Origin of the sequence: Rahnella perminowiae, from assembly GCF_019049755.1 — a bacterium.
Taxonomy (GTDB): Bacteria; Pseudomonadota; Gammaproteobacteria; order Enterobacterales; family Enterobacteriaceae; genus Rahnella; species Rahnella perminowiae.
Genome location: NZ_JAFMOS010000614.1, coordinates 1 through 18629, shown reverse-complemented (window position 1 = coordinate 18629; position 18629 = coordinate 1). Strand labels below are relative to the sequence as shown.

17 protein-coding genes and 1 pseudogene are annotated in these 18629 nt (G+C 52.8%); 5 read left to right on the top strand and 13 right to left on the bottom strand.

From position 1 onward, the window contains the following. Positions 1–43: 43 nt before the first annotated feature. Positions 44–463, bottom strand: coding sequence for a MarR family winged helix-turn-helix transcriptional regulator (locus J1785_RS20350; protein WP_129953466.1), 420 nt, complete (start codon positions 461–463; stop codon positions 44–46). Positions 464–830: 367 nt separating this feature from the next. Here J1785_RS20350 and J1785_RS20345 point away from each other — a divergent pair, with 367 nt between their 5' ends. The 4 genes from J1785_RS20345 to msrA all read left to right on the top strand — a co-directional run bounded on the left by J1785_RS20345 (position 831) and on the right by msrA (position 5800). Continuing rightward, entirely contained in the window at positions 831–2228 is a 1398-nt protein-coding gene (locus tag J1785_RS20345) for a glycoside-pentoside-hexuronide (GPH):cation symporter (protein ID WP_217220425.1), read from the top strand. Then, positions 2225–4264 (top strand): glycoside hydrolase family 31 protein, encoded by a 2040-nt coding sequence (locus J1785_RS20340; protein WP_217157200.1) that lies wholly within the window; start codon positions 2225–2227, stop codon positions 4262–4264. The genes J1785_RS20345 and J1785_RS20340 overlap by 4 nt, the downstream gene beginning before the upstream one ends. Before the next feature lie 291 nt (positions 4265–4555). After that, a complete protein-coding gene (msrB, locus tag J1785_RS20335; RefSeq protein ID WP_217220423.1) occupies positions 4556–5062 on the top strand; it encodes a peptide-methionine (R)-S-oxide reductase MsrB in 507 nt (168 codons plus the stop codon). Positions 5063–5080: 18 nt separating this feature from the next. Next, positions 5081–5800 carry a peptide-methionine (S)-S-oxide reductase MsrA gene (gene msrA, locus J1785_RS20330; RefSeq protein WP_217138948.1) on the top strand — a complete coding sequence of 240 codons (720 nt, stop codon included), beginning with the start codon at positions 5081–5083 and terminating at the stop codon, positions 5798–5800. 96 nt (positions 5801–5896) lie between these two features. Here the strand turns inward: msrA and J1785_RS20325 are convergent, their stop codons facing one another. The 9 genes and pseudogenes from J1785_RS20325 to J1785_RS20285 all read right to left on the bottom strand — a co-directional run bounded on the left by J1785_RS20325 (position 5897) and on the right by J1785_RS20285 (position 14823). Continuing rightward, positions 5897–6928 (bottom strand): methionine synthase, encoded by a 1032-nt coding sequence (locus J1785_RS20325; RefSeq protein WP_129953479.1) that lies wholly within the window; start codon positions 6926–6928, stop codon positions 5897–5899. A 27-nt stretch (positions 6929–6955) separates the two neighbouring features. Beyond that, on the bottom strand, positions 6956–7939 hold the full coding sequence (locus J1785_RS20320; protein ID WP_217220421.1) for a DUF1852 domain-containing protein: 984 nt from the start codon (positions 7937–7939) through the stop codon (positions 6956–6958). A 509-nt stretch (positions 7940–8448) separates the two neighbouring features. Continuing rightward, the gene (gene fucP, locus J1785_RS20315) at positions 8449–9687 is read right to left on the bottom strand and encodes an L-fucose:H+ symporter permease (RefSeq protein WP_129953481.1); all 1239 of its coding nucleotides are present in this window, start codon (positions 9685–9687) and stop codon (positions 8449–8451) included. A 199-nt stretch (positions 9688–9886) separates the two neighbouring features. Next, positions 9887–10225: pseudogene (locus tag J1785_RS20310) on the bottom strand (L-rhamnose mutarotase); the annotation flags it as partial. After that, positions 10222–10998: an L-fucose dehydrogenase gene (locus J1785_RS20305; RefSeq protein ID WP_217220418.1), complete on the bottom strand. Its 777-nt coding sequence runs from the start codon at positions 10996–10998 to the stop codon at positions 10222–10224. The pseudogene J1785_RS20310 and the gene J1785_RS20305, both read right to left, overlap by 4 nt. After that, positions 10998–11852: an amidohydrolase family protein gene (locus tag J1785_RS20300; protein WP_217220416.1), complete on the bottom strand. Its 855-nt coding sequence runs from the start codon at positions 11850–11852 to the stop codon at positions 10998–11000. The genes J1785_RS20305 and J1785_RS20300 overlap by 1 nt, the downstream gene beginning before the upstream one ends. A 35-nt stretch (positions 11853–11887) precedes the next feature. After that, positions 11888–13165 carry an L-fuconate dehydratase gene (locus J1785_RS20295; RefSeq protein ID WP_217220413.1) on the bottom strand — a complete coding sequence of 426 codons (1278 nt, stop codon included), beginning with the start codon at positions 13163–13165 and terminating at the stop codon, positions 11888–11890. Between the two features lie 26 nt (positions 13166–13191). Then, positions 13192–14034: a fumarylacetoacetate hydrolase family protein gene (locus J1785_RS20290; RefSeq protein WP_217220410.1), complete on the bottom strand. Its 843-nt coding sequence runs from the start codon at positions 14032–14034 to the stop codon at positions 13192–13194. A 48-nt stretch (positions 14035–14082) separates the two neighbouring features. Next, positions 14083–14823 (bottom strand): SDR family oxidoreductase, encoded by a 741-nt coding sequence (locus J1785_RS20285; RefSeq protein ID WP_217220408.1) that lies wholly within the window; start codon positions 14821–14823, stop codon positions 14083–14085. 223 nt (positions 14824–15046) lie between these two features. Here J1785_RS20285 and J1785_RS20280 point away from each other — a divergent pair, with 223 nt between their 5' ends. Continuing rightward, a complete protein-coding gene (locus J1785_RS20280) occupies positions 15047–15808 on the top strand; it encodes a FadR/GntR family transcriptional regulator (RefSeq protein ID WP_129991049.1) in 762 nt (253 codons plus the stop codon). A gap of 29 nt (positions 15809–15837) precedes the next feature. On the opposite strand, the gene J1785_RS20275 is transcribed toward J1785_RS20280, so the two are convergent. The 3 genes from J1785_RS20275 to J1785_RS20265 form a co-directional block, all read right to left on the bottom strand. Beyond that, entirely contained in the window at positions 15838–15987 is a 150-nt protein-coding gene (locus J1785_RS20275; protein WP_129953489.1) for a DUF2474 domain-containing protein, read from the bottom strand. A gap of 62 nt (positions 15988–16049) precedes the next feature. Further along, a complete protein-coding gene (cydB, locus tag J1785_RS20270) occupies positions 16050–17054 on the bottom strand; it encodes a cytochrome d ubiquinol oxidase subunit II (protein ID WP_129991048.1) in 1005 nt (334 codons plus the stop codon). After that, positions 17047–18480, bottom strand: a complete 1434-nt coding sequence (locus tag J1785_RS20265) for a cytochrome ubiquinol oxidase subunit I (protein WP_129953491.1) — start codon at positions 18478–18480, stop codon at positions 17047–17049. The genes cydB and J1785_RS20265 overlap by 8 nt, the downstream gene beginning before the upstream one ends. Positions 18481–18629 lie beyond the last annotated feature (149 nt).

The window sequence follows — 18629 nt, the reverse complement described above, 5'->3', positions numbered from 1 at the left end:
AAGCGGCCTTCACGTAATCAAGCCACAAGGTTTTACGGCAAAGTTATACTGAATCCTCCATCATCGACTTCAGCAGACGGACTAAATGCTGTTGATCGTCCGGAGAAAGTCTTGCCAGAAATTCAGTATCTACCTGCTGACCGGCGGGCCGGATTTTCGCGAGAACCGCTTTCCCCTCCGCCGTCAGTGTAATAAAACGCCGGCGTTTATCTGCCGGATCGGCTGCACGGATCAGCAGCCCGCGTGTTTCAAGACGTGCCAGCATTTCAGCCAGTGTCGCTTTACTGCTGAAGGCGACATCCGTGAGTTGGACCTGCTCAATTCCGGGGTTTTCAGCAATAGCGCGTAACACTGCATACTGCGGTTTCGTCAGTTCCGGGATGCACTGCTGCCATCTCGCAGTGTGTTGCTGGAATACCTTACGCATTAAGTGAAAGGCTTCCTGTCTCAATTGTGTGCTCATCATCATTTCCCGAATTTCTTATTGGTCTGACTCTATCTTAGCAATCTCTGAAGAACGAATGTGACAAGCTATCGCAGGGTTCTCAAAAAGGGCATAAGAGAAGGATTATTCTCATAAGAACAAAGCGCTTTTCTTGTAAAGGAGAATCAGCCTGTCTCTCAGGCCGATTCTCCTGACCAGACGAACATCCGGAGTGTGTTCTACTAAACGGATCTCATCATGTTACCGGTATCACACAAATCAAAAATCATAAGAAATTTATGATATCTCGCAATTGTCGCTCTCTTTTAACCATTCTATAACAAGTCCTCGGACCACGGACGGACTGACTTTTTTATGTTTAACCCTACAAAAGGCAGGACGAAAAATGACTGCGAAACTATCCGTAACTGCGAAACTATCCGTAAAAGAAAAGGTGAGCTACGGTCTGGGGGATATGGCGAGCCATATTGGCCTGGATAATGTGATTATATTTTTGACGTTTTATTACACCGATGTTGTGGGATTACCGGCAGTATTTGTCGGAACAATGTTTCTGGTTGCCCGCGTCGCTGACGCCATTGTGGACCCCGCGATGGGGCTGATCGCTGACCGGACGCAAACGCGTTTCGGTAAATTCCGGCCTTATATTCTCTGGCTGGCGTTACCTTTCGGAGCCAGCTGTTTGCTGGTTTATGCGGTACCGGAATCCCTGACCTTGGGCGGAAAGATGGTATACGCCAGTGTCACCTATTGCGTGATGATGCTGATGTATACCGCCATCAACATTCCTTATTGCTCGATGGGCGCGATCATCACGCCTGATAATACCCAGCGTATTTCCCTGCAATCCTATCGGTTCTTCCTTGCCACGCTGGGTGGCGCAATGTCCACCTTCCTGATGATGCCGCTGGCAGAGATGATGGGTGGCGGCAATAAACTTGACGGCTATTTTGGTGCGATGGCAATCATGGCGTCGATCGCCGTGGTGATGTTCCTGTTGTGTTTTTTAAACACCAAAGAACGTATCAGTGCGCCGCCGACGCACGAGAATTTTCTCTCCGATTTACGTGATTTAGTGCGTAACGACCAGTGGCGCGTGGTGGCGGCGCTGATCTTCTTCAATATCTCCTTCGGCGTAGTACGCCTCGGCGCGATGATGTACTACGTCACCTATTATCTTGGCCACGCCAGCTACTTTATGTGGCTGCTGGCTGCACATATTGTGGGTAAGAGTCTCGGCAGTTTGCTGGTAAAACCGCTGACCCGCAACCGCAGCAAACTCTCGGCCTTCACGCTGTGCGCGGTGCTGACCGGTGCGCTGAGCGCGGCGATTTTCTTCGTTCCGGCATGGATTTCCCTGCTGGTGGGCATGACGTTGCTGGTTTCAACCTTCTATCAGGTCACTACCACACTGATGTGGGTGATGATGTCTGACGTGGTGGATTACGGCGAATACAAGCAAGGCAAGCGCATGGATGGCACGGTGTTCTCCACTTTGCTGGCGATCCTCAAAATGGGGATGGCGGTGAGCGGAGCGGTGGTCGGCTGGACACTGGGCATAAGCGGTTACGTGCCCCATGCTGCCCAGCAGAATACCGTCGCGATGTTGTCGATTATCGCATTGTTCTCACTGGTGCCGGGCATCTTGTCGATGTTCAGTGCATTGTCGATGCGCTGGTACAAACTCAATGACGCCACCATGAAACAGATTAATCAGTCCAAAATTTCCCGGGAACATGAGCCTGAACGTCAGGCCACCTTGCATACACAGGAGTCCGCATGAGCGAATTAATCGCCGAAAAAAACCGTATCCTCTGGCATTTCGATCAACAAACGCTGGTGATTGAGCCCTGGGGCGAAAACAGCCTGCGCGTGCGGGCCACCTGCCGGCCTGAGCTCAATGATTCGTTATGGGCGCTACTGCCAGCGGATGTTCAGCCACAAGCTGAGATCAGCCGCAGCGCAGAAACCCTGACGCTGCGCAACGGCAACATCACAGCATCGGTGAATATCAAAGGGCAGCTGGCGTTTTATAACTCACGCGGCGAGCTGATCCTTGAGGAATTCTGGCGTCAGCGTTCCACCGTCGGCATCGGTGCGACGGAGAAAAGTCAGGACAAATACATCAGTGCGCTAAAGATGGATGCCCGCGAATTTAAAGCCATTCCCGGCGGTAAGCATCAGCTGACCGTACGTTTTGAGTCGCGCGCGGATGAGAAAATCTATGGCATGGGGCAATACCAGCAAAATTGTCTGGATCTGAAAGGCTGCACACTGGAACTGGCACAGCGAAACTCCCAGGCCAGTGTGCCGTTTATGCTTTCGAGTCTGGGGTATGGCATGTTGTGGAACAATCCGGCGATTGGTGAGGCGACATTCGGCAAAAATATTACCCGCTGGGAAGCGCAGGTCACGGAGCAGATGGATTACTGGATCACCGCTGGCGATACGCCCGCTGAGATCATGCATCAGTATGGCCGTGCAACCGGCACCGCGCCGCAGATGCCGGAATATGCCACGGGTTTCTGGCAGTGCAAATTGCGTTACCGCACACAGCAGGAGGTGCTGGAAGTCGCGCGTGAATACAAGCGCCGCAACCTGCCTGTTTCGGTTATTGTCATCGACTTCTTCCACTGGCCGAATCAGGGCACCTGGTGTTTTGACCCGGTGGACTGGCCGGATCCGAAAGCGATGGTCGCTGAGCTGAAATCACTGGGTATCGAAACCATGGTGTCGGTCTGGCCGACGGTTGACAGCCGGACAGAAAATTATAAGGAGATGAAATCAAAAGGTTACCTGGTGAACACGGATCGTGGTGTATCGGTGAATCTTGATTTCCTTGGCAACTGCACCTTCTTTGACGCCACACATCCCGGCGCACGTCAGTTTGTCTGGGAGAAAGTAAAGCAAAACTATTACGATTTGGGGATCCGTACCTTCTGGCTGGATGAAGCTGAGCCGGAATACCGCGCCTATGATTTCGATAACTATCGCTATCATCTCGGGCCGGTGCTGGAAGTCGGCAACATTTATCCGCAGAAGTTCGCGCAGGGCTTTTACGAGGGGTTACAGCAGGAAGGCGAGCATGAGATCGTTAATCTGGTGCGCTGCGCCTGGGCGGGCAGTCAGCGATATGGTGTGCTGGCGTGGTCGGGCGATATCCATTCTTCTTTTCACGCGCTGCGTAATCAGATTGTCGCTGGCCTGAATATGGGGCTGGCGGGTATCCCGTGGTGGACGACGGATATCGGCGGGTTCCAGGGCGGGAATGTTAATGATCCGATATTTCAGGAGTTACTGATCCGCTGGTTCCAGTGGGGTGTGTTCTGCCCTGTTATGCGTCTGCATGGTTACCGTGAGCCACAAATTCAGCCGCCGGAACCGTGGCGTGACGGCATTGCGCAATGCAACAGCGGCGCACCAAATGAAGTCTGGAGCTACGGCGAAGAGAATTACACGCTGATGAAGAACGGGTTATTCCTGCGGGAGAAACTGCGTCCGTACATCAGCCATGTGATGCAGGAAGCGCATGAGAAGGGGGATCCTGTAATGCGCACGATGTTCTATCAGTATCCGGCTCAGGCTGAAAGCTGGCAGGTGGAAGATCAGTATATGCTTGGCGCCGATATTCTGGTCGCCCCGGTGTTGTACGCCGGTCAGCGCGAGCGGGAAGTGTGGTTACCGGCGGGAGAAACGTGGGTGGCGCTGAATGGAGAACGCTATGAAGGGGGAAGAGCGATTAGGGTCGCCGCCCCAATGAGTGAAATTCCTGTGTTTGTGCGGGAGGGGGCAGACCCGGCTGCACGGGCGATTTTGTAATCTGGTTGCAGATGGCCGCTGCAACGGGGCGGCTGCCTGGAACAGAAGGGTGACAGTTTCGGTTTTTCAATAGCGGTGATCGCACAACGCGCTGCGCCGAAACTGCCCAAGAGAGGGAAAGCACTTCCCTCTCTTGGATCTCTCCCCGCTTTTCTACTTCGCGCTCCGCTCGCTGGCACCGCACAGCGGCAATCTCCTACTTATCACAAAACCGTTAACTCTCCGCGAGGATTCCGTAATCCCTCCCCTTGTAGTCTGATGTCATCGACAGTAACCGCAACGGTGGCAACAATGATTAACAGACGTAATTTCCTGCTGGGCAGTGGTGCGGTCTCGGCCGCTGCGCTGATGGGGTTGGTCCCGTCACTGTTTTCCCGCAGCGCCGACGCACAGGCGAAAACTGCGAAATTCGACATTATGCTCACTGAGGCTCAGTGGCATCAGCGCCTCAGCGATGATCAATACCGCATTTTGCGTGAGGCGGGCACTGAACGGCCTTATTCCAGTCCGTTAAATGACGAACACCGGGTGGGTGAATTTGCCTGTGCAGGCTGCAATCTTGCTCTTTTCTCCTCGGCGACCAAATTCGACAGCCATACCGGCTGGCCGAGTTTCTGGAAACCTCTGGGCAACGCCGCGCAAACCAGCCGGGATACCTCGCTCGGTATGGTTCGCGATGAAGTGCATTGTCGCCGGTGTGGCGGACATCTGGGGCATGTGTTTGATGACGGTCCGCAGCCGACCGGCCTGCGCTATTGCATGAACGGGCTGGCGATGACGTTCACTCCAAAAGCTTAATCAGTCAGGAAATTACCCATGAAAATTGCATCGAAAAAAATGCGTCATTACAGTCTGATCGCCGGACTGGTGCTGGCGTCAGCGTTCGCGTTCCAAAATAATGCCTGGTCATGGGGCGGGGGCGCTGAACCGGCGGTGGTAATCCCCGCACCGGCAAAAGATGAACCTGCGGGTACGTCGCACAGCGAGACGGCGTTGTTTGCCGGTGGCTGTTTCTGGGGAATTCAGGGCGTGTTTCAACACGTGAAAGGCGTGACCAGCGCGGTGTCCGGTTATGCGGGCGGCGACGCGCGAACGGCGAGTTATGAACAGGTGAGTACCGGCGATACCGGCCACGCAGAATCGGTCAAAATTACCTTTGATCCGTCGCAGGTGACGTATGGCGAACTGCTGCATATTTTCTTCTCGGTGGGGCATAACCCGACAGAGTTAAACCGTCAGGGTCCGGATACCGGCAGTCAGTATCGCTCGGCGGTTTTCCCGCTCAGTCAGGCTCAGGCAGAAGTGGCGAAAGCGTATATCGCTCAGCTCGATGCCAGCCACAGTTACAGCGAGCCGCTGGTGACAAAAGTGGAAAGCAGTGCACACTTTTATCCGGCAGAGGCTTATCACCAGAACTTTTTAAACGATAATCCGGATTATCCGTACATCGTGGTGAACGACCTGCCAAAAATTAACGACTTAAAACAGCATTTCCCGGCGGATTATCGCGAACAGCCGGTGCTGGTGAAGCAATAACGGGGCATGATCTGTTTATCACTCAGCCCGGCAGGCTTCTGGTCTGACCGCCTGATCCGGGCTGAATTCTCTTCAGATTGATGCAATCGGGTGAATTTACTTCGCCAGCAGTTCTTTCCGGACGATTTCTGCGCCGGCACTTAACGCATCTAACTTGCCTCTTGCTACGCCACGCGGTAATGGGATCATGCCGCAGTTGGTGCAAGGATAGAGTTTGTCGGCGTCAACATATTGCAGTGCTTTTCGAAGCGTAGCGGCGACTTCCTCGGGTGTTTCAATAGTATTGGTTGCCACATCGATAGCACCGACCATCACTTTTTTACCCCGGATCAGCTCCATCAGCTCCATCGGAACATGGGAGTGATGACATTCCAGTGAAATAATATCGATATTAGATTTTTGTAGTTTTGGGAAAATCTCTTCGTATTGTCTCCACTCTGTTCCCAGCGTTTTTTTCCAGTCTGTATTGGCTTTGATACCATAGCCGTAGCAGATGTGGACAGCCGTTTCACATTTCAACCCTTCAATGGCTCTTTCTAACGTGGCAATACCCCAGTCGTTCACTTCATCGAAGAACACGTTAAATGCCGGTTCATCAAACTGGATAATATCGACACCCACAGCCTCTAATTCCCGGGCTTCTTCATTGAGAATTTTAGCGAATTCCCAGGCGAGTTTTTCGCGACTTTTATAGTGATTATCATAGAGCGTGTCGATCATCGTCATCGGCCCCGGAAGAGCCCATTTGATCGGCTGTGTTGTTTGCTGGCGCAAAAACTTCGCATCTTCGACAAAAACGGCCTTTTGACGACTGACCGGGCCAACAACAGTCGGCACACTGGCTTCATAACGGTTGCGAATCTTAACGATCTCGCGGTTCTCGAAATCAACGCCGTTGAGGTGCTCAATAAAGGTCGTGACGAAATGCTGGCGCGTTTGCTCGCCATCGCTGACGATATCAATACCTGCCTGTTGCTGATCTTCCAGACACAAACGCAGCGCATCTTTTTTGCCGTCGAGTAACTCCTGACCTTCAAGCTTCCAGGGTGACCAGAGTGTCTCCGGCTGCGCAATCCAGGAGGGCTTAGGTAAACTGCCCGCAGTCGATGTCGGTAATAATTTTTTCATCACAGGTGACCTTATATTTTTAGTAAATCAAAGAACGGAATGAGCAGACCATTGTTTAAGAACAGTTTGGTAAGGTTTAATAAAATGTTCCTCGGTAAATTTCCCCTGCTCAACAGCCAGCTGGCTACGTTCTTCCCGGTCATAAACAATCCGGGTTAATGAATAATCCTGGAAATTCAGGCTTGGCTGATACTGTTTTCCGGCCGCGGAGTTAGCATTGTAAATTTCAGGGCGGTATATCTTCTGGAAAGTCTCCATCGTGCTGATGGTACTGATCAGCTCAAGATTGGTGTAATCGCTGAGCAAATCGCCACTGAAGTAAAACGCCAAAGGTGCAACGCTGTTTTCAGGCATGAAGTATCGCGCCCGCAATCCCATTTTGGCGAAATATTCATCAGTCAGGGAAGGTTCGTCCTGCTGATATTCGATGCCTAATACAGGATGTTGATTGCCGGTACGGTAATAAGTGTTTTTACTTGAGACGCTCAGGCAAATAACGGGTGTTTTATTAAAGAATTCTTTGTAAATATCGGAATTAATGAAACGCTTAAAGATATCACCGTGTAATACACCAAAATCATCCGGCAGGCTAAATCCGGATTTATTCTTATTATGCTCCGGCATTAAAACGCTAAAATCATAATCCCGTACATAAGAAGAAAAATTATTACCTAAAATACCGTCAAAACGTTCATGGGTTTTTTTATCAACGATAGTGGTTTTTAATACTTCAATCACCGGAAAAACGTCGCTCTTCCCTGCAATATTAATGTTTAACTGGGCTGTAATGATATCGAGTTCAACGGAGTAGCGGTCACCCACAGGGTTGTCCCAATGCGCCAGTGAATTGAAACGATTGTCAATCATCACTAAGGTGTTGCGCAGGTTTTCCTGGCGTTTTTCACCCCTTGCCAGATTGGCAAAGTTAGTCGTAATACGCGTATTTTCCGAGGGGTTATAGTCTTCGTCAAAACGAAGGCTTTTAATAGTGAATGTAATTTCTTTTTTCATTTTTATCAGGTGTCCTGGCTGCTGAAAAACCTAAATTATTTCAGTAGCCTTCATATTTTTAAGAGTGAATCGCGATGACTCTTTTATGCCTGAGTCATTGAGTGAAAAAAAGTGATTTAAATTCACTGAACATGAGAAAAATTCATGAGGGATCAGAAAGAGGATCGCAGTACTTTTTGAGGCAGACGCAGTACCCGAATCAGACGCTTGTTTTTCGATGCGTCAAAAAGATCCCCAAAAAGGGCCCAAGCCCGTCACGAACATCCGCAATAAAAAACGGGTTAAACAGAGTGCCTGCAATGAACGAATCGACATATTTTTACCCTTCAGCGTTATTAACCAGCTTCATACGCGATGAAGTATAAGCAGGATTTTTTCATCCGGGATGACAGGAATGTTAAAACTCAGGGTGTGGTTTTCAGAGTTGCCGCCCCTCCTTAACGCCTGAAGGATATTAAGGAGGGGCGGTGGTGAGGTGTAGCCATCAGATTGTTTATATTACAACTTTCTCAATTTGCCGCTTTCGCACGCTGCTTCAGGGCGTAGAAAAGCACCACGGCGAAGCATACCATCGGCAGCGCATAGGAAATCGCGGTGTTGTAGTGATCGGCAATCGCACCCATCAGGTATGGCATCACCGCGCCACCCACAATCGCCATGATCATCACAGAGCTGGCGCGTTTGGTCTGTTTGCCCATATTCTTGACGCCCATTGCAAAAATGGTCGGGAACATGATCGACATGAAGAAGAAAATCGCCACCAGTGCAATCACCGACACGTTATCAATCCCCGCGACCACCACGCCGCACAGCACAATATTAATGATGGCGTAAACTACCAGCAGCGTGGCCGGACGGACAAAGCCCATCAGCCAGGTACTGAAGAAACGGCCAACCATAAAACTTACCATACCGACGGAAAGCAGGTAAGACGCATTCTGATTCGACAGCGTGTGCCAGTGTTCGGTGGTGTAGTTAATGAAGAACGCGCCGACACCTACCTGGGCCGCGACGTAGAAGAATTGTGCAATCACACCACCGGTGAAATGGGCATGCTGCCATAATCCTTTTCCGCCACCCTGATCCCCGGCCGCGCTTTGCTCACGAATATCCGGCAATTTGGTGCGCCCGAACAGGAAGGCAATCAGAAGCACTAACACGGCGATGGCGACGTAGGTAGTTTTTACAGATGACAAGCCGTCCGCCGTGGTGCCCTGCGTGGCAGAGAAGAACAGCGAACCGCCGATAATCGGGCCGATAAACTGTCCTAAGCCATTGAATGACTGAGAAAGGTTCAGGCGACGTTCTGCTCCGGCCGGATCGCCCAGCACGGTAGCGAACGGGTTAGCGGCGGTTTCGAGACAACCCAGACCGAGGGCGATCACGAACAGCGCGAACAGAAACATAGCGAAACTGCCTGCGGAGGCGGCAGGCACAAACAACAGCGCGCCCAGTGCATAGAGACATAATCCGACCAGGATCCCGGCTTTATAGCCAAACCTGTCCATGAAGAAACCGGCAGGCAGGGCGATGATAAAATATGCCCCGAAATAGGCGGCCTGTAACAGGCCAGACTGGGCTTTATTGACGTGTAAGACTTCCTGGAAATGTTTATTCAGGACATCCAGCAACCCGTAGGATAAACCCCACAGGAAAAACAGCGTGGTGACCAAAATGAACGCCAGGCGGAAACCGGACGTCGTTTTGCGCTGCGCATAAGCGGGCGCGGCAGTTTTATCGGCGAGCATAGTGTATTCCTCAGTATCTGGTAACGCATGTAGGGGGTCAGCTCAGGTGGCTGATTTTTTATGTCAGATAACGTGAAAAACGTGATGAACTCCCTGAGAGTAGGGAGAGCTTTTGCTCCTCCCACATTCACAGGGTTGAGCGGGTTTTGCTTTGCTCCTCCCCTTCGCAGGGGAGGGAGCCGACCGGGTTTAACTCAATCTGTTCAGCAAGCGAAAAAATCATCTCCATTTCCACCCACTTTTTACCGGCGGGTGTCCACGGCGTGGGGCGCTGATATTTCCACATCAGGGCTTCCCACTCACACACTTTCGGATCCTCCAGACTGCGGCGTTCGAACAGCCCGCTGTCAAACTCTTCCGTGGTTTCCATCACCATCATCAGCCGGTTGCCCAGCCGGTAAATTTCCATCTCTGCGATGCCATAACGGCGCAGATGCGCGGTAATTTCCGGCCAGATTTTGCGGTGATGACGCTGATATTCTTCGATAAGCGCCGGATCGTCCGCCAGATCCAGTGCCTGACAATAGCGGCGCTTCATGTCAGCGCCCGGTCAAGATGCATATAACCACCGTCCACGGTCAGCCACTGGCCGGTGGTGTGAGACGCGCGGGAAGAGAGCAGGAATACCACGGTGTTGGCGATTTCCTGCGGCGTGGTCATCCGCTGTCCCAGCGGAATATGCGAGGTGATTTGTTGCAACTTTTCGTCGGGATGATCGAAGCTTTTGATCCAGCGTTCGTACAGTGGCGTCATGACCTCTGCCGGGATCACGGCGTTCACGCGGATGCCGTCGCCGAGCAGCGCCGCCGCCCATTCACGGGTCAGCGCCAGAATGCCGCCTTTGGCTGAAGCGTAACCGCTGGTGTTGCCTTGTCCGGTTAAGGCGGTTTTCGAGCTGATATTAACGATCGCCCCGTGGCTTGCGCGCAGGGCTTCCAGGCTCAGGTGTGCCATCAGGTAATAGTGGATCAGGTTTTGTTCTAACGATTGCACAAAGGCTTCCCGACCGGCGTCCAGTCCGACGCTGTCGTTGGCTCCGGCATTGTTCACCAGCCCGTCGATGCTGCCATAGCGGGTAAGCACCTCCTGTACCGCCGCCGTGCAACTGGCTTCGTCGCGCAGTTCGGTCAGCACAAAACTGGCCTGCGGGGAAAGCTGTTGCAGTGTATGCATCAGTTGATTGGCAGGTTCGGTATTGCTGATGATCACCGGAATGGCACCTTCTTCCGCCAGCGTCAGCGAAATCGCCGCGCCAATACCGGACCCGCCGCCGGTGACGATCACCACTTTATTTTGCAGATGCAGATTCATCAGTCATTTCCTGTAATCGGTAAAGGCTGTAATCGGTAAACCGTGCAGGCATTGCCGCCATATATGGCAGCCTGCTCGTCAGAACTGAGTGAGGCCGTGGCCTGTTCACATAAATCCCATGGATTTTCATCGCCGCCAGCCAGTAAGCACACCGGCCAGTCGGAGCCAAACATCAGGCGTCCGGGCCCGAAAACCTCCAGTGCGGCATCGAAATAGGGCAACAGGTCGCGGGCAGACATCCCCGCCGGGCGCGGCTCAGTCAGTAGCCCGGAAAGCTTACAACTGACGTGTTGTAACGCCGCCAGCGGGGCGATTTGTTTCTTCCAGTACGCAGCGCCCAGGGTGAGATCCGGCTTGCCGAGGTGATCGAGCACCAGAAAATGCCCGTCATGCCTTATGGCAAACTGTACGGCTTCGGCAAGATGGCGGTGCGTCACCAGAATTTCATAAACATATTCCTGCAGCTGAAGCTGGCGAATACCGGCATTGATGGCCGGATCTGCCAGCCATTGTGCAGGCGAAGGTTCATCCTGAACCTGATGACGAAAGCCGCGCAGCAGCGGGTGTGAGAGAGCATCCAGCTCCTGTTGCAGCGCGGACGATGACAGATCGACCCAGCCGGTCACGGCGCACACAAAGTCAGTTTTTCCGGCGATATCCAGCAGCCATCGGGTTTCACTGGTGCATGAGCATGCCTGAACCAGTACCGTGCCCTGAATGTTGTGACGTTGTAACGTTGACGTCAGTGTTTCCGGCAAGAAATTCTGTTTCAGCACCGTCATTTCATCGCTTATCCAGCGGTAGTCCTGCGGGGTGTAGCGCCAGAAATGCTGATGGCTGTCGATTCGCATCATCGGCCTCCTCCTTGCTGCTTTTTCGATCATTAAGGTCAGGCGTGATGGCGGTATTTTTCGACCGACGCCTCATGCATCTCGACAGAGAATCCCGGTGCCTGTGGGGGCATATAAGCTGCGCCGCGAATATCGCACGGGTGTACAAAATGCTCGTGAAGATGGTCAACGTATTCAATGACCCGACCGTCGTGCGTACCTGAAATGCACAGGTAATCAATCATGGACAGATGTTGGACGTATTCGCATAACCCGACGCCGCCCGCGTGCGGGCACACCGGCAGATTGTATTTGGCGGCCATCAGCATCACGGCCAGCACTTCATTAACTCCCCCCATGCGACAGGCATCAATCTGCACCACGTCGATGGCTTCGCGCATAATGAACTGCTTAAACATGATGCGGTTCTGGCACATTTCGCCGGTGGCGACCTTAACCGGCGCAACGCCCTGACGGATTTTGCGGTGACCTTCGATGTCGTCCGGGCTGGTCGGTTCTTCGATAAACCAGGGTTTGGCAAAGGCGAGGGCATTCACCCACGGGATCGCCTCGTCGGTTTCCCACACCTGGTTGGCGTCGATCATCAGTTTGCGATCCGGGCCGATGACTTCGCGGGCAATGCGCACGCGGCGGATGTCGTCTTCGAGGTCGCGCCCGACTTTGAGTTTCAGATAATCGAAACCGGCGTCGACCGCTTCCTGGCATAAACGGCGCAGTTTGTCATCGGGATAGCCCAGCCAGCCTGCTGACGTGGTGTAGCACGGGTAGCCTTCTGCCAGCAGTTTCTCTCTGCGTTGGGCCTTGTTGTCAGTGCGTTGCCGCAATAAGGTCAGCGCCTCCTGTGGCGTAATGCAGTCGGTGATGTAGCGAAAATCGATGCAGCGCACCAGCTCTTCCGGTGACATGTCAGCCACCAGTTGCCACAGGGGTTTACCGGCGGCTTTGCTCCACAAATCCCACACCGCGTTAACTACCGCGCCGGTCGCCAGATGGATTGCGCCCTTATCCGGACCAATCCAGCGCAACTGACTGTCGCTGGTAAAATCGCGCCAAAATTTACCCATATCGGCGGTGATGTCTGCCAGTTCGCGCCCCACAATCAGGTGTTCCAGCGCCTTGATCGCTACGCAGCAGATTTCGTTGCCGCGCCCGATGGTAAAGGTCAGTCCGTGGCCTTTCAGCGCAGGATTGTCAGTGTCTAAAATCACATAGGCAGCGGAATAATCCGGATCCGGGTTCATGGCATCCGAGCCATCGAGCGCCAGCGAGGTCGGGAAGCGCACATCTTCAACACGTAAAGCCGTAATCGTTGTCATCGCAAAATTCCTTTAGCGTAAAGGGGTTATGCCTGCACTGTCTTCTGACGCTGTTCACCCAAACCTTCAATGCCAAGCCGCATGACCTGACCGGCTTTCAGGTATACCGGTGGTTTTTGCCCCAGTCCGACGCCCGGCGGTGTGCCGGTAGAAATGATGTCGCCGGGTTGCAGGCTCATGAAACGGCTGAGATAACTGATGATTTCGGGGATGCGGAAAATCATGGTGCGCGTATTGCCGTTCTGATAGCGTTTGCCGTCCACTTCCAGCCACAAATTCAGCTGGTGCGGGTCAGGGATTTCATCCGCCGTCACCAGCCACGGGCCGGTCGGACCAAAGGTGTCGCAGCCTTTGCCTTTGTCCCAGGTACCGCCGCGTTCAATCTGAAATTCGCGCTCAGAGACATCGTTGATCACGCAGTAACCGGCGATGTGTGACATCGCATCGGCTTCGCTGATATAGCGCCCGCCGGTGCCGATCACGACACCAAGCTCTACTTCCCAGTCGGTTTTAACCGAATCCCGGGGGATCTCTACGTCATCGTTTGGTCCGACAATCGCACTGGTCCATTTGCTAAAAACTACCGGTTCTTGCGGGATTTCTGCGCCGGTTTCGGCCGCATGATCGGCGTAGTTCAGCCCGATACAGATGAATTTCCCCACACTACCCACACAGGCACCCAGACGGGGTTCGCCGCTGACCCGTGGCAGGCTGTGCGGATCGAGCTGGCGCAGCTTATCCAGCGTTTCGGGCTGTAAAAATTCGCCACGGATATCGGCGATATGTGCGCTGAGATCGCGTAACTGGCCGTTGTCATCCACCAGGCCCGGGCGCTCAGAACCCGGATTGCCGTAACGTAATAATTTCATGTGTCAGTATCCTTCTGTGAAAGTCAGATGTTGTTAGCCGCGGTCGACTCAGTTGCTCCAGCCGCCGTCAATAATTTGCACCGTGCCGGTGGTATAAGAACTGGCGTCGGAGGCCAGATACAGTGCCAGCCGGGCGATTTCTTCGGTTTTACCGATGCGCCCGATCGGCTGGCGGGCAACGAACGCGGCGTATACCTCAGCTTCGCTGCGGCCTTCGGCCTGCGCCTGTGCGGCAATACGCTGGCGCAGGGACGGAGATTCCACCGTGCCCGGACAAATCGCGTTACAGCGAATGCCTCGGGTGACGTAATCCGCAGCAACAGAGCGGGTCAGGCCAATCACAGCCGCTTTTGAGGCGCTGTATGCAAAGCGGTTCGGCACACCTTTGATGCTCGAGGCAACGGATGACATGTTGATCACTGAACCGCTGCCGCGCTCAAGCATGGCGGGCAGAAAAGCGCGGATCATGTGAAACATCGCAGTGACATTGAGATCGAGCGCAAACTGCCATTCGTTTTCTGTACAGGCGAGGATATCGCCGCTGTGGACCACCCCGGCGCAGTTGAACAGCACATCGAGCGGGCCGGTTTCTTCTGCCAAAGCAGCAATCGCCCGTGGATCTGTCACATCAAGTAAGCGCGGGGTAATCCCCGTAATATCCTGTAATGCACCGATATTGATGTCGGTGGCAATTACCTCGGCACCCTCCAGGGCAAAAAGCGTGGCGGTGTTGAAGCCAATACCTTGTCCGGCGGCGGTGATCAGAACTTTTTTCCCTGCCAGGTTCATAACAATTCCCCATCAAATATCGCTTTATAGGTCTAATGGTCAGGCCATTGAAGGTGAAAAAAACGCGTTAAAAGCAGTGCTTTTTGCTAAGATGTTCGGCAAGCTTCTGCTTAAAACGCCATTCCCGTTAACCAATTTTTTACATGCATAAAACAAATCAGCAAGATTTTTGTCCGAAAAATGCTAGCTGAATCACTTAATGAGAATTGACCTCAGGTGTGCGATGCCGATAAAAAAGTTAGAAAATCCCAGAATATACAGGCAGATAGCTGACCAGCTAAAAACGTTGATTGATAATAAAGAATTTCCACCCGGCAGTCGTCTTCCGGCTGAACGTGAACTGGCGAGTCAGTTACAGGTGAGCCGCGCCTCGGTGCGTGAAGCCCTGATTGCGCTGGAAGTGATCGGGCTGGTGGATGTGCGGGTGGGAAACGGCGTAATTGTCCGTCAGCCGCCTGTCGTTGCGGCTACGCCCTCGCTGGAGCCGGTGATGTCTCAGGCGGGACGCAATCAGTGGGCGGACGTGGACGATGAGCTGAATATCGCGCTGGATTTTACTGCTGAATTGCCCCCTTTTTCGCTGTTGCAAACCCGCCGTCTGATAGAACCTGAAACGGCCGCACTGGCGGCAAGAAACGCAACTGACGAGGAACTGGCGGCGATCAGGCAGGCATATGAGCAGAATTGTCGCGATAACCGGCATGGTTCAGCAACGCATCCCGGCGACCGTTTATTTCATATCCGCATCGCTCAGGCCAGCGGTAATCCGGCCTATGCATTTATCATCGCCCACCTGCTTGGCCACCGTTATGGCACCATGTTCCGTAGCCTGCAATTACATTACACCCCGCAGGACATGCCGCACCGTTCTGAGATTGAACACCTTGAGATCCTGACGGCGCTGGAGGCCAGAGACAGTCGCGCCGCCAGGAAGGCGATGAAGGAACATCTGGATGCGGTGATTAAGATTTTTGGGCAAGGGTAAGAAAAGCCGCTGCATGTCATCACTTATTTTTAATGCGATTTCATTCCGGCGGCTGTCATCATCATTCTGAATAAGAATGCCACCACAGCCAGCGATAATACACTTAACGTATAAATGATTATCAGCCAGACGACGCGCTTCCAGAATGGCTGCTTCCTATTGATTGTCTGATCCTGCATCAGGAACCTCCTGTGAAAACCGGGCGAAAATAATGCCGTCACGCCGCCCGGTAATATTCAGATCAATGATAACCCTCGTTTTCCTTGATTTTCCCGCGGAACACGTAATAACTCCAGAAGGTATAAATCAGGATAACGGGAATAATGACCATCGCGCCAACCAGCATAAATGCCAGACTTTTTGGAGACGACGCTGCATCCCAAATTGAGATGGACGGAGGAATAATATTCGGCCAGATACTGATCCCGAGCCCCGAAAATCCGAGGAAAACAAGCGCGAGAGTCAGCAGGAACGGCATATAGTGCGCGTGACTTTTTATCGCCCGCAAAATTCCCCAGGTACAGGCTAAGACCAGGACGGGTACAGGCAGAAATGCGATCAGATTTGGCATGCTGAACCAGCGATGCGCGATATCGGCATGCGTCAGCGGTGTCCAGATACTGATAATACCTATGATCGCCAGCAAGGTGATGACCAGGGGTCTGGCGAGTCTGCACATTTTCTGATGCAGGGAATTTTCGGTTTTCATGATAAGCCAGGTACAGCCGAGCAGCGCGTAGGCGACCACCAGGCCAACGCCACAGAAAAGGGGGAAGGGAGCCAGCCAGCTTAATGCCGGGCCGGTAAACGTCCTGCCCGTGACCTCAAAACCATTGAGCACGGTGCCGACGGCTATCCCCTGACTGAAGGTGGCCACGATCGAGCCTGCAATAAACGATTTATCCCAGAACGGACGATGCTTCTCCGTGGCTTTGAAACGAAATTCAAACGCCACACCGCGGAATATCAGACCGAAAAGCATCAGGGTTAACGGGACGGACAGTGCATCGGCGATAACCGAATAGGCCAGCGGGAAGGCACCGTATAAGGCTGCACCGCCCAGTACCAGCCAGGTTTCATTACCGTCCCAGACCGGCGCAACGGTGTTGACCATCATGTCGCGTTCGGTTTTGTCTTTATTGAACGGGAATAAAATGCCAATACCCAGATCAAAGCCATCCATCACGATGTACATCAGGTTCGCAAATACGATAATGGCAAACCATATAACAGTATAATCAATCATGGTTTTTATTTCCCCCGGCGGTGTTCAACCCTTCATGTGCAGCAGACAGCGGACGTGCGGGTGTGCTTTTCTTACCGGGTCCGCCGTGCGAAACCTCATCGCCTTCACCGGTCACCGGCCCTTTCTTAATCAGGCGCATAAGATAGACGTATCCGATACCAAAGACCGATGAATAAACCAGCAGGAAAGCTAACAGGCTGAGGCTCATGTGCATTTCACCGTGTGCGGAGACAGCATCACGGGTGCGCTGAACGCCATAAACGACCCATGGCTGTCGGCCAATTTCAGTGGTAAACCAGCCTGCCAGCAGGGCAATCAGACCGGAAGGCCCCATCAGCAACGTAAACCAAAGGAACGGACGGGACTGATAAAGCCTCTTTTTATAACGCAGCCAGGCACCCAGCACACCGGCTGTGATCATCAGCAGACCGAGAGCCACCATCACCCGGAAAGACCAGAAAATGACCGGTGAGAAAGGGCGATCTTCTTTCGGGAAACTTTTCAGCGCGGGCACTTGTTTCTCCAAACTATGCGTGAGGATCAGGCTGCCCAGATAGGGGACCTCAAGCGCATATTTCGTCCGTTCCTGTTGCATATCCGGCATGCCGAACAGAATTAACGGCGTGGACTCTCCGGGCCGGTTTTCCCAGTGGCCTTCGATTGCTGCAATTTTCGCGGGTTGATGTTCCAGAGTATTCAGGCCGTGGGCATCGCCGACCATTGCCTGAATGGGGGCGACGAACAACGCCATCCACAACGCCATGGAAAACATTTTCCGAACCGCTGGCGTATCGTTGCCGCGAAGCAGGTGCCAGGCACCCGAGGCGCCGACAAAGAACGCACTGGCGAGGAATGCCGCGATGGACATATGGAACAGGCGATAAGGAAATGACGGATTAAAAATGATTTTAAACCAGTCCGTTGGCACTACGACGCCATTCACAATTTCATAGCCTTGCGGGGTATGCATCCAGCTGTTCGACGCCAGGATCCAAAAGGTAGAGATAAGGGTGCCCAGCGCCACCATGCAGGTCGCAAAGAAATGCAGGCCCGGTCCGACCCGGTTCCAGCCAAACAACATCACGCCCAGAAAACCCGCTTCCAGGAAGAAGGCGGTGAGTACTTCATAAGTCAGTAAAGGGCCGGTGATACTGCCGGCAAATTGCGAGAACCCGCTCCAGTTAGTGCCGAACTGGTACGCCATGACCAGCCCTGACACAACGCCCATACCAAAGTTAACAGCAAAAATTTTGGACCAGAAATGATAAAGATCCCGATAACTGCGATGGCCAGTTTTCAGCCACATTCCTTCAAGCACAGCCAGAAAACTTGCCAGCCCGATCGTAATGGCAGGAAATATGATGTGAAAAGAAACGGTGAAAGCGAATTGTATTCTTGCCAGGTGAAAAGCATCTAATCCAAACATTGCTTACTTCCCCTATAGAGAAAATGGGACAAGTTAATTAAACGTAACATAAATTGTATACTTGCGATTTATACGGATTTTAGTCGAAACGATTGTGCACTGAGATTATTTTTAGAAGTAGATACAGTTTCGTGAAAAAGTACTATAAC